Source organism: Vallitalea maricola (genome assembly GCF_036985595.1).
Lineage (GTDB): Bacteria > Bacillota > Clostridia > Lachnospirales > Vallitaleaceae > Vallitalea > Vallitalea maricola.
Genome location: NZ_BTPU01000085.1, coordinates 1 through 12,210, shown reverse-complemented (window position 1 = coordinate 12,210; position 12,210 = coordinate 1). Strand labels below are relative to the sequence as shown.

Annotated in this window: 12 protein-coding genes and 1 pseudogene; 11 read left to right on the top strand and 2 right to left on the bottom strand. The window is 33.0% G+C overall.

Annotated features, from left to right (window positions below; all coding sequences use genetic code 11):
- Window positions 1–281 (bottom strand): DUF1700 domain-containing protein (locus tag AACQ14_RS20825; RefSeq protein ID WP_339365503.1); only part of this gene is annotated, 281 nt, incomplete at its 3' end.
- On the bottom strand, window positions 274–597 hold the full coding sequence (locus tag AACQ14_RS20820; RefSeq protein WP_113673047.1) for a PadR family transcriptional regulator: 324 nt from the start codon (window positions 595–597) through the stop codon (window positions 274–276). The genes AACQ14_RS20825 and AACQ14_RS20820, both read right to left, overlap by 8 nt.
- 399 nt (window positions 598–996) lie before the next feature.
- Here AACQ14_RS20820 and AACQ14_RS20815 point away from each other — a divergent pair, with 399 nt between their 5' ends.
- The 11 genes and pseudogenes from AACQ14_RS20815 to pdaA all read left to right on the top strand — a co-directional run bounded on the left by AACQ14_RS20815 (window position 997) and on the right by pdaA (window position 11,863).
- On the top strand, window positions 997–1,962 hold the full coding sequence (locus tag AACQ14_RS20815) for a beta-ketoacyl-ACP synthase III (protein WP_339365502.1): 966 nt from the start codon (window positions 997–999) through the stop codon (window positions 1,960–1,962).
- Between the two features lie 32 nt (window positions 1,963–1,994).
- Window positions 1,995–2,222 (top strand): acyl carrier protein, encoded by a 228-nt coding sequence (acpP, locus tag AACQ14_RS20810; RefSeq protein ID WP_113673049.1) that lies wholly within the window; start codon window positions 1,995–1,997, stop codon window positions 2,220–2,222.
- 65 nt (window positions 2,223–2,287) lie between these two features.
- Entirely contained in the window at window positions 2,288–3,220 is a 933-nt protein-coding gene (gene fabK / locus AACQ14_RS20805) for an enoyl-[acyl-carrier-protein] reductase FabK (RefSeq protein WP_339365501.1), read from the top strand.
- Window positions 3,221–3,258: 38 nt separating this feature from the next.
- Window positions 3,259–4,185: an ACP S-malonyltransferase gene (gene fabD / locus AACQ14_RS20800; protein WP_339365500.1), complete on the top strand. Its 927-nt coding sequence runs from the start codon at window positions 3,259–3,261 to the stop codon at window positions 4,183–4,185.
- Window positions 4,186–4,216: 31 nt separating this feature from the next.
- Entirely contained in the window at window positions 4,217–4,951 is a 735-nt protein-coding gene (gene fabG / locus AACQ14_RS20795; protein ID WP_339365499.1) for a 3-oxoacyl-[acyl-carrier-protein] reductase, read from the top strand.
- A 27-nt stretch (window positions 4,952–4,978) separates the two neighbouring features.
- Window positions 4,979–6,217: a beta-ketoacyl-ACP synthase II gene (gene fabF, locus AACQ14_RS20790; RefSeq protein WP_339365498.1), complete on the top strand. Its 1,239-nt coding sequence runs from the start codon at window positions 4,979–4,981 to the stop codon at window positions 6,215–6,217.
- Between the two features lie 45 nt (window positions 6,218–6,262).
- Entirely contained in the window at window positions 6,263–6,733 is a 471-nt protein-coding gene (gene accB, locus AACQ14_RS20785) for an acetyl-CoA carboxylase biotin carboxyl carrier protein (protein ID WP_339365497.1), read from the top strand.
- Between the two features lie 68 nt (window positions 6,734–6,801).
- Window positions 6,802–7,224 (top strand): 3-hydroxyacyl-ACP dehydratase FabZ, encoded by a 423-nt coding sequence (gene fabZ / locus AACQ14_RS20780; protein ID WP_339365496.1) that lies wholly within the window; start codon window positions 6,802–6,804, stop codon window positions 7,222–7,224.
- Between the two features lie 33 nt (window positions 7,225–7,257).
- The gene (locus AACQ14_RS20775) at window positions 7,258–8,601 is read left to right on the top strand and encodes an acetyl-CoA carboxylase biotin carboxylase subunit (protein ID WP_339365495.1); all 1,344 of its coding nucleotides are present in this window, start codon (window positions 7,258–7,260) and stop codon (window positions 8,599–8,601) included.
- A gap of 231 nt (window positions 8,602–8,832) precedes the next feature.
- Window positions 8,833–10,579 (top strand): annotated as a pseudogene (locus tag AACQ14_RS20770) (acetyl-CoA carboxylase carboxyltransferase subunit alpha).
- 180 nt (window positions 10,580–10,759) lie between these two features.
- Complete coding sequence (pdaA, locus tag AACQ14_RS20765) at window positions 10,760–11,863, top strand: delta-lactam-biosynthetic de-N-acetylase (RefSeq protein WP_339365494.1); 1,104 nt, start codon at window positions 10,760–10,762, stop codon at window positions 11,861–11,863.
- The last annotated feature ends 347 nt before the right edge of the window (window positions 11,864–12,210 follow it).

Sequence of the window (12,210 nt, the reverse complement as noted above, 5' to 3'; positions counted from 1 at the left end):
AATATTCCTATTGAATATTGACTTTTGTTTCTTGTATTAACCGTCGTTCTAGTAGTGTCTGCGGAGTAATTATTCTTCTCTCTTGTATGTAAATTAGGAATGTACCCTGCTGCTATTGTCTCTGGATTACCAAGTTCACTAGATATCTCTTCTTCTGTTTTTCCATCAGATAATCCTGATTTGAAGTGTTCTTCATAGTCATACATAATGTCTCTACGTTCATCATATGGAAGAGATTCAAGCAGGATATCCAATTTTTTTAAATACTCATTCTTATTCACTTATATCTTCCTCCTCAATTAAAGAATTAACTCTTGAAACAAAATCATACCACTCATTACTTAGTTCTTCTTTGGCTTCATGACCTTTTTTAGTAAGAGTATAATATTTTCTGGGTGGTCCCTCCGTAGATTCTTTAAGGTAAGTTTCAAAATAATTCTCTTTTGTTAATCTTCTAAGTAAAGGATAAATGGTTCCTTCTGATATTCTAACGTTATTGGATATCTTTTTGACTAACTCATAACCATAATAATCGTCTCTTGAGAGTAGAGATAATACACATAACTCTAATACGCCTTTCTTAAACTGTATATTCATATATTAACCTCCCATGGCATTAACCTATCAAAAAGTGATAACTTCGAGTTGGTATAATGCTGTGATTATAGTATATCACACACTACCTAATAATACAAGGTACTAAATAAAGCTTTCTTGTGTGCTATGTATTATAGGTGTTTTGTAATAACTCCACTTGCATTTGATATATTTTGTGTTAGTATATATTAGGAAATAAAAATTTTTGAATTGGTCTGAACAAGTCTGAAATATAGCAATATGTATAAATTCATAGAAATAAGTCTATCATTTATATAATAGGTATTTGGACAGCTTTAAACAGTAATATTTTAAATAAATTCTTGACAATTATATTCAATTCAGATATACTTTGATTATCAAAGTATTTGTAACGCAAAATAAATAGGAGATAATGATATGAAAAATGTTAGAATCATTGGAACAGGTAGTTATTTACCCGATAATATAGTATCAAATGATGATCTTTCCTCCTTTGTTGAAACAAGTGACGAATGGATTAGTAGCCGTACAGGTATTAAGAATAGAAGAATTACAACTGGAGAAGGAACAACGGATTTAGCTGTTAAAGCTGCAAATAAAGCCGTTGAATCTTCTAAGATAAACCCTAGTGAAATTGATTTAATATTAGTAGCTACTATTTCAGCCGATAATTTTACTCCATCGACTGCATGTGAAGTACAAAAAGAAATAGAAGCAGATAATGCAATGTGTTTTGATATTAACGCAGCATGCTCAGGTTTCATTTTTGCACTTAATACAGCTACAGCTTATATAAAAGCTGGTTTAGCCAAGAATGCTTTAGTAATTGGAGTGGAAGTACTTTCTAGATTGACAGATTGGGAAGATAGAAGAACCTGTGTATTATTCGGTGACGGATCTGGAGCAGTCGTAATAAGTGAATCAGAAGAAGAAGGAATCGGTAATTTTGAGTGTAAATCTTTAGGCAAATTAAGTGAATACTTAGTATGTGGCGGTAGTGATCTTAAGAATCCTTATGTCAATAAAGAGTCACACAAATATATAAAGATGAATGGACAGGAAGTTTTCAAATTTGCATGTAGCTATGTACCTAAGGGTATAAAAAATGTAATTAAAGAGTCTCCATATAATATAGAAGACATTGACTATTTTGTATTACATCAGGCTAATGAGAGAATTATCAACTCTATAGCAAAAAGACTGAAAATAGACCAAGAAAAGATTTTCAAGAATATTTCTTCATATGGTAACACGTCATCCGCTAGTGTACCTATTGCTTTAGATGAAATGTTTAAAAAGAGCATATTAAAAAAAGGCAATAGAATTATTATTGCTGGTTTTGGCGGAGGACTTACTTATGGAGTTGCTATGATAACAATCTAAAATAATATAAAATTAATTAGGAGGAAATTATAATGGATTTTGAAAAATTGAAAGAGGTAGTAATTGATCAACTTGACGTTGAAGAAAGTGAAGTAACATTACAAGCTAAATTCATAGATGATCTTGGAGCAGATTCTTTAGACTTATTTGAATTAGTTATGGCTATAGAAGAAGAATCTGGGGTAGAGATTAAAAATGAGGACTTACCTTCAGTGATTACTGTACAAGATGCATTAGACTACGTAAAAAATAATCAGTAATGAATGATTAACTTATAACCAATCTGGGGGCACCCGATTGGTTTAAATTTTAAGGAGTGAAAATAGTGGAGTCTGAGATTTGTAAGATGTTGAATATCGAATATCCAATATTTCAAGGTGCTATGGCTTGGATAGCAGAGTATAACCTGGTTGCTGCAGTATCTAATGCAGGAGGTCTTGGGATTATAGCAGGAGGAAATGCTCCTTGTGATGTTGTTAGGGAACAAATTAGGAAAACAAAAGAATTAACGGATAAACCATTTGGAGTTAATATAATGCTTCTTTCACCATTCGCAGACGAGATTGCTCATATGGTATGTGAAGAAAAGGTAGCTGTTGTTACAACTGGAGCAGGAAATCCTGGTAAATACTTAGAGATGTGGAAAGAACATAATATAAAAGTAATACCTGTAGTTCCTTCTGTTGCATTGGCTAAGAGAATGGAAAGATCAGGCGTTGACGCAATCATTGCTGAAGGTTGTGAATCAGGAGGACACGTTGGAGAATTGACAACTATGGCGCTCTTGCCTCAAGTTGTTGATGCAGTTGATATTCCTGTTATAGCTGCCGGAGGAATAGGAGATGGCAGAGGTATAGCTGCTACTAAAATGCTTGGAGCAGATGCTTTTCAAATAGGAACAAGATTCTTAGTTGCGAAAGAATGCGTCGTACATAAGAATTACAAGGAAAAAATACTAAAAGCTAAAGATATTGATACACGTGTAACAGGTAAAGCTACAGGACACCCTGTTAGAGCATTAAAGAATAAGTTTACCAGAAAGTTCTTACAGCTAGAAAAAGAGGGAGTCAGTGTAGAGGATTTAGAAGAATTCGGTACAGGTAAACTAAGATTAGCTGTTGTAGATGGAGATGTAGCAAATGGTTCCGTAATGTCTGGTCAAATAGCTGGTATGATCAATAAAGAGCAGACATGTAGTGAAATAATACAAGAACTTGTTATAGATGCTGATAAGGTTATTGAAAATATAAGAAATTAAAACCCGATTAGTTTGATATATTGAAAGGAATGAAAACCATGGGAAAGACAGCTTTTTTATTTCCAGGTCAAGGAGCTCAATATCTTGGTATGGGAAAAGAAATAGCTAACAATTATGAGAGCAGTAAAAAAATCTTTCAAATTGCTAGTGAAGCATTAGGATTTGATATAGAAGAGATATGTAATGAAAAAGAAGATGTTCTTAATAATACAGAATATACACAACCTGCAATTCTAACTACTACTATTGCTATTTTAGAAGCTGTGAAAGAACATGGATTAAAAGCAGATGTAGTTGCTGGATTAAGCTTAGGGGAATACAGTGCTCTTGTTGCCAATGAGGCAATGGATTTTAAAGAAGCAGTAAGTCTTGTTAGAAAAAGAGGAAAATATATGGAAGAAGCTGTACCAGAGGGTAAAGGCTCTATGGCAGCGGTTCTAGGTTTAGAGCCATGTACAGTAGAAGAGATATGTGACGGTATAGATGGGATGGTTATGCCTGCCAATTATAATTGCCCAGGGCAGATTGTAATTGCAGGAGAAGTAGAGGCTCTAAATATCGCCTGTGAAAAATTAGAAGAAGCAGGGGCAAAACGAGTAATTAAGCTTAATGTAAGTGGACCTTTTCATACCCCTATGCTTAACCCAGCAGCAGAAAAACTTGAAAAAGAACTTGAAGACATTAATATTGTGAAAAATAACATACCTTACATAACCAATGTGACAGCGGATTATGTTGATGATTATAATAATGTTAAATCTCTTTTGACAAAACAAGTTGTTTCTCCAGTAAGATGGGAAGAGACAATCAACAGAATGATAGATGATGGTGTGGATACATTCATTGAAATAGGACCAGGGAAAACACTATCCTCATTTGTAAAGAAAATAGATAGGACCAAGAAAATAGTTAACATACAAGATATGAAGACATTAAGTAAGGCGATTAAATCAATAGAGGGTTAGTATTAAAATCCCTGAGAAAGGATGATAATTGATGGATAAGGTTGCTATAGTGACTGGAGCTTCAAGAGGAATAGGTAAAGCAATAGCCCGTAGATTAGCAAATGATGGAATAATAGTAGCAGTTAATTATAGAAGCAGTGAAGAAGAAGCCCAAAAAGTAGTTGAAGAGATTATTGCAGATGGTGGTAGAGCCAAAGCATATAAAGCTGATGTAAGCAATTTTGAAGATGCTCAGAAATTAATATCAGAGGTTAAAGATGATTATGGAAGAATAGATATCCTTGTCAATAATGCTGGAATAACAAAAGATATGTTGATGCTTAAGATGACTGAAGTAGAATTCGATGATGTAATAAGAGTCAATCTAAAGGGTACATTCAATTGCATTAAACATGTTAATAGGATTATGTTAAAACAAAAATGTGGTAGGATAATAAATATTTCATCTGTCATAGGTGAAATAGGTAATGTTGGGCAGGCTAATTATGCAGCATCAAAAGCAGGAATTATCGGACTTACTAAATCAATGGCTAAAGAATTAGCTACAAGGAGTATAACTGTTAATGCTGTTGCACCAGGTTTTATAGAAAGTGATATGACTGATATATTAACAGACAAAATAAAAGACCAGATTCTATTGAATATACCTATGAAACGTATTGGTAGAGCCACTGAAGTAGCAAATGTGGTAGCTTTTTTAGCTTCCGATGAAGCAAGCTATGTTACGGGTCAGGTAATTAATGTAGACGGTGGAATGGTTGTCTAATTACATGAAAGGAAGGTTAGCATTAGCATGAAGAGAAGAGTTGTCATAACTGGATTAGGTGTTATTACACCTGTTGGAAATAATGTAGATGAATATTGGAATAACCTAAAAACAGGAAAAATTGGATTTGGAGAGATTACTTCATTTGATTCAAGTGAATATAGAGCAAAAATAGTAGCTGAAGTAAAAAATTTTGAAGCAAAAGAATATATAGAAAGAAAAAAAGCTAAGAGAATGGATAGATTTACTCAATTCTCTATAGCAGCAGCTAAAGAAGCAATAGATGATTCAGGTCTTGACTTAGAGAAGGAAGATGTTGAAAGAATAGGTGTTATCGTAGGAACAGGTGTTGGCGGATTAGGTTCAATTGAAAAAGAAGCACAAAAATTATTAGCCAAAGGACCTAACAAAGTTTCTCCTATGTTCATACCAAAAGTAATTACTAATATGGCAGCAGGTAATATCGCTATTCAATTTGGATTAAAAGGAGTATGTACCAATGTAGTTACAGCATGTGCTACGAGTACTAATACTATAGGAGATGCTTTTAGAACAATACAATATGGGGATGCAGATGTTATGGTTGCAGGTGGAACTGAAAGTTGTATAGTACCTCTTGGAGTTTCAGGATTTACAGCTCTTCAAGCTTTAAGCAGCAGTGAAGATCCTACAAAAGCATCAAGACCATTTGATAAAAATAGAGATGGCTTTGTTATGGGAGAAGGATCAGGGATTGTAATTCTAGAGGAATTAGAACATGCCAAGGCTAGAGGTGCTAAGATATTAGCTGAAGTAAAAGGATATGGAACTGCTTGTGATGCTTATCATATTACTGCACCAGCACCTGGCGGAGAAGGTGCTGCAAGAGCTATGAAATTAGCGATAAAAGATGCAGACATCAAACCAGAAGATGTATCTTATATTAATGCCCATGGAACAAGTACTGAATATAATGACAAACTAGAAACAGCTGCTATCAAAACAGTTTTTGACCAGTATGCTTATAAAGTTCCTATCAGTTCAACTAAATCAATGATAGGACATTTACTGGGAGCGGCTGGAGCAGTAGAGATTGTTGCATGTGTAAAAACAATATTAGATGGTTTTGTACATCCAACAGTGGGGTATACAACACCAGATGAAGAATGTGACTTAGATTATATTCCAGTAAAGGGAAGAAATCTAGATGTAAAATATGTTCTTTCTAATTCTCTTGGTTTTGGTGGACACAATGCATCATTAATAATAAGTAAATATGAGGAATAAACCGCACCGATGATTTTAAATAATAGAGTAAGGAAGTGATGATTTTTGAAATTTGAAAATATAAAAGAGCTTATAAATCTAGTAAGTGAAAAAGGGTTAACACGTGTAGATATTGAGAAAGATGGCTGTAAGATATCCATAAGAAAAGAAAAAGAAGTGTTAATGACATCAAACTCAGAACCTTATATACAAAAACCAAATACAAGTCAGACTGTTAACGTTAATAAAGAGACTGTACAAGAAAATAACAACCAAAAAGTAGACATAGAAGATGAAAATACAGTAACAATCAAATCACCTATAGTAGGAACATTTTATAGTGCTCCAAGTCCAGATGAAGATGATTACGTTAAAGTAGGAGATAAAGTATCAAAAGGTAAGACTCTATGTATAATAGAAGCTATGAAATTAATGAATGACATAGAAGCTGAGGTTTCAGGTGAGGTTGTAGATATATTGGTAGAAAATGAAGAGATCGTAGAATATAATCAGCCTCTGTTCAAAATTAGACCATAGATAATTTATTACTTGTGTCGAAGGCATTTATGACTTTTTAAAAGTTAATAGGAAAGGAATAGATTGTTATGTTAGATGCTGTAGAAATTCAAAAAATTATCCCACATAGGTACCCATTTTTACTAGTTGACAGAATAACAGAAATAGAACCAGGTAAAAGTGCAAAAGGTTATAAAAATGTCACAATGAATGATTATTTTTTCGCTGGGCATTTTCCAGAAGAACCAGTAATGCCAGGAGTACTTATTGTTGAAGCTCTTGCCCAAGTGGGAGCAGTTACTATGCTTAGTTTAGAAGAATATAAAGGTAAAACAGCATATTTTGGCGGTATAAATAAAACTAAAATAAGACGAAAAGTTGTACCTGGAGATAGATTGGATTTGGAAATAGATATCATAAAACAAAAAGGTCCAGTAGGAGTAGGAAAAGTAGTGGCATCTGTTGATGGTGAAATAGCTGTTACTGGAGAATTAACTTTTATTGCTAAATAGTTAATAAAAAGTTAGTAGAAGTAGAGGTGAATTATGTTTAATAAGATTCTGATTGCTAATAGAGGAGAAATTGCTGTAAGAATTATTAGAGCTTGTCGAGAAATGAATATACAGACAGTAGCAGTATATTCTGATATTGATAAAGAAGCTCTTCATACACAATTGGCAGATGAGGCTATATGTATTGGACCTGCACCAGCCAAAGATAGTTATCTAGATATTAAAAGGATAATTAGTGCAGCGATTGTTACAGGTGCTAATGCAATACACCCTGGCTTTGGATTCTTGTCCGAGAATAGTAAATTTGCTAAGGTATGTGAAGAATGCAACATTACATTCATAGGTCCAACAGGTGATATGATGGACAGAATGGGTAATAAATCAAAAGCTAGAGAAACAATGATTGAAAATAATATACCAGTTGTACCTGGTTCAGAAGGTGCTTTAGATGGTATTGAAGAAGCAATAGAATTAGCAGATAGTATAGGCTACCCTGTCATTATCAAAGCATCCGCCGGCGGTGGTGGAAGAGGTATGCGTATTGCAGGTAGTAGAGAAGAACTAGTTAACTCCTATAAAACTGCTAGTGCAGAAGCAAAAAGTGCATTTGGTGATGACACTATGTATTTGGAAAAATATGTAACTAATCCTAGACACATTGAATTCCAAATATTAGCTGATAATTATGGTAATACAGTACATCTAGGTGAAAGAGATTGCTCCATGCAGAGAAGACATCAGAAAGTTTTAGAAGAATCACCTTCTGCAGCTATTGACGATGAGCTTAGAAAAAGAATGGGTAAAGCAGCAGTTAAAGCAGCTAAGGCAATCAATTACAAAAATGCTGGTACTGTAGAATTTTTATTAAGTGATAGTGGAGAGTTCTATTTCATAGAAATGAATACAAGAATTCAAGTAGAACATCCAGTTACAGAAATGGTTACAGGTATAGATTTGATAAAGGAACAGATAAGGATAGCTGATGGAGAAAAATTAAATTATACCCAAAAGGATGTCAAGATAAAAGGGCATGCAATTGAATGTAGAATCAATGCAGAAAATCCTAGTAAGGGATTTAGACCGTCTCCTGGAGATATTAGTTTTCTACATATGCCTAGTGGAAAAGATATTAGAGTAGACAGTGCCATTTATTGCGGTTATAAAATACCTCCTACATATGATTCAATGATAGCAAAATTGATTGTTTATGATAAAGACAGAAAAAGTGCCATAAAGAAATTAAACAGTGCTATTGGTGAATTTATTGTTGAGGGAATAGACACTAACATAGATTTTCAATATGACTTAATAAATAATGAGAGTTTTATAAAAGGAAATTACACTACTTCTTTTATAGAAAAATTAATGGAGAAATAGATCACTTGATAAGGTTATTCTTCATAAGAGAATAACCTTATTAAGATATATAAGTACCCAATGCCAATTTTAATAGATACTAAGAATAGTAAAGGGTAATATTGCCTACTTATATGCTATTTATAAAAGTAAGTTTGCCATTTCCCTAGGTTCAATATTACCTTTTACTATTTATTAGTATATAAAAGACAATGATAGTACAACCAAATAAACCATTAAAGGGGTATATGTATGAAAGAATTATTTAAAAAGAAAAAATACATTAAATTACCTATAAAGACAGCTGTAAACGGAAAAGAAAAGTATAACGATATGAGTGATCCATCAGTACCTACTGGTAAATGGATTAAATGTAATAATTGTGGAGAGATAATTTACAGAGATGACTTTGAAGCAAAAGATCAAATATGTATCAAATGTCATAAACATTTCAGAATGGATAGTGAATCAAGGATATCACAGATTATCGATTCTGGTTCTTTCAAAGAACTTAACACTAATATGGAAACCAAAAATGTTCTGGATTTTCCTGATTATCTAGAGAAGATATCTTCATTACAAAAGAAAACAGGTATAAAAGAAGCAGTTGTAACAGGAGAAGGTAAAATAAATGGAATAAAAGTTGTTATAGCAGTTATGGACAGCAGGTTTATGATGGGAAGTATGGGAGAAGCTGTAGGTGAGAAAGTAACCAGAGCCATTGAACATGCTACGAATAAGAAATTACCGATTATTATATTTACAGCTTCTGGTGGAGCTAGGATGCAGGAAGGAATAGTATCCCTTATGCAGATGGCTAAGACATCTTCAGCATTAGCTAAACATAGTGAAGCGGGACTATTATATATAACTGTACTTACAGACCCAACTACTGGTGGAGTTACAGCTAGTTTTGCTATGCTTGGAGATATAATTCTAGCTGAACCTGGAACATTGATAGGATTTGCTGGGGCAAGGGTAATAGAACAGACTATAAATCAAAAACTACCAGAAGGATTTCAAAAAGCTGAATTCTTACTAGAGCATGGATATATAGATATGATTGTAGAAAGAAAAGACATGAAAAATACATTATTCAAATTGCTAGAGTTTCATCAGAACTAACGTTTATTCTAGCTAATTCATATGAGAAAGTTTTAAAATTTTGGTAGTTATTAATTAAAATTATATTTGAAGAGGTGTTTATTATATGAACCCATGGGAAAAAGTTAGTATAGCTAGAATGGCAGAAAGACCTACATCAGAAGATTATATCAGGCTTATTTTTGATGATTTTATAGAACTTCATGGAGATAGATTATATAGTGATGATAAAGCTATAATAGGCGGAATAGGTTTGCTTGAAGGAATACCAGTAACGGTTATCGGCCAGCAAAAAGGACGTTCAACAAAAGAAAATATAGATAGAAATTTCGGGATGCCCCATCCAGAAGGATATAGAAAAGCACTTAGGCTAATGAAACAAGCAGAAAAGTTCAATAGACCAATAATATGTTTTGTAGATACGCCTGGAGCGTATTGCGGATTAGGAGCAGAAGAAAGAGGTCAGGGTGAAGCTATTGCAAGGAATCTATTTGAAATGGCTAGACTGAAAGTTCCTATCATATCAGTTGTAATAGGTGAAGGAAGTAGTGGTGGAGCTCTAGCTTTAGCAGTATCAGACAGGGTTTGGATGTTGGAGAACTCCATATATTCAATACTGTCACCAGAGGGATTTGCTAGTATTCTATGGAAAGACAGTAAAAGAGCCAAAGAAGCAGCTGAAGTAATGAAAATAACTGCTGAAGATCTATTGGAATTGGGTATCATTGAGAAGATTATTGAAGAACCTGATGGAGGAGCACATAACAGTTTTCACCAAATAAGTGTAGAGCTAAAAGATAGTTTCATCAAAGAGCTAGAATTATTAAAAGGGCTAGATGAAGAGATATTGATTGAAAATAGATATAACAGATATAGAAAACAAATTAAACAATAAATAGTAAAATAATATGATGAAATATAGATGAATATAGGAAATAATTATCTAGATTTATGTCATAAAAAAGAGTATAATATAGGCAAGAAATTTCTAATTAGGTATAATCATAATCTAATTAGAATTTCTTGTCTTGCTTTATAATAGGGTGAATATGGTAACGTTGAAGGGAGAATAATAATGGCAAAGAAGAAGAAAAAAGACACAAAAACATTAAAAGCACTAGCTATATTTGTTTTGGTTATAGGAGCAGTATACTTAGGTCTTACAGTAGGAAAAGGTGCTGTTAAACCAGATACTACTGCTAAAGATGATACTCAGAACAATACTATTGCTAAGGAAGAAAATGATAATAAGGGAAAAGCTGATAATGAATTAGATGAAACTAATACTGAATCCGAAATTCACCCAGAAAAAGAAGTAAAACCAGAACCAGAAGAAAAGTCAGAGACAGAAGAACCAAAGGTGGCAGATGAAGAAAAAGACATAGATGAAGAAAATTCTTCTGACCAAGAAGATATCAAAGAAAAAAATCAGGAAACACCTCAAGGAAGTGGTACTGAAGATAACTTTGATATGAATGTTGATGCGTCTACTTTATCAAATAAAGGATATAGTTGGAGTTTCAAAAGAAATAAAGAACATGAAAAGGTAATTGGATATAACAAGTTCGATATTGAACAATATGGCGGTTACTATATTGTAAATACAGATGAAAAAGTTATCTACCTGACATTTGATGAAGGTTATGAAAATGGTTATACACCTACCATACTCGATACACTAAAGGCTAATGACGTAAAAGCAACTTTTTTTGTTACAAAGCCTTTCATTGAGAATAATGCAGAACTGGCAAAAAGAATGAAAGATGAAGGTCATATAGTTGGAAATCATACTGTGCATCATAAAAGAATGTATGAATTGACAGATGATGAAATTAAGTATGAGATAGAAGAAACAGCAAGATATTTTGAAGAAATGACTGGATACAAGATGGATACTTTCTTCAGACCACCAGAAGGAGCATATAGTGAAAGATCTATATACTTAACTAGGGAGTTAGGATATAAGACAATTTTTTGGAGTATGGCTTATGCCGATTGGGATACAAATAACCAAAAGGGTAAAGAATATGCTTACAATCACGTAATTAATAATGCTCATCCAGGTATGATTTCATTATTACATGCTGTATCATCATCTAATACGGAAGCACTTGATGATATCATTAAAACTTTAAAAGAGCAAGGTTACAGATTTGGTAATCTGTATGAAATAGAATAAATGAAATAATTATATAATATAAAAATAGGAGCTGTATGAAGCTCCTAGACTGTCGACAAAGTATTTAAGAAAAAACAGACAACGGTCGTATATTGAAATCATATATAGTGATAATTACTCTCGTTACATTTGTTGTCCTTATCTGTTTTAAAGGAATGACAACAAGCTGTAAAAATCGTTCTTATCACTATATATGATTTTCTCTATATTTACCACTTTTAAGCCAGTTAAGAAATGTGACTTTAGCCTATAAAATCTACACTGGTTGTTACAAAGGTTATTGCGTTAATGAATAATACTATTCAGTGATGCTACATTATTTTGAAAATAGTTTATTGTATAGGTCA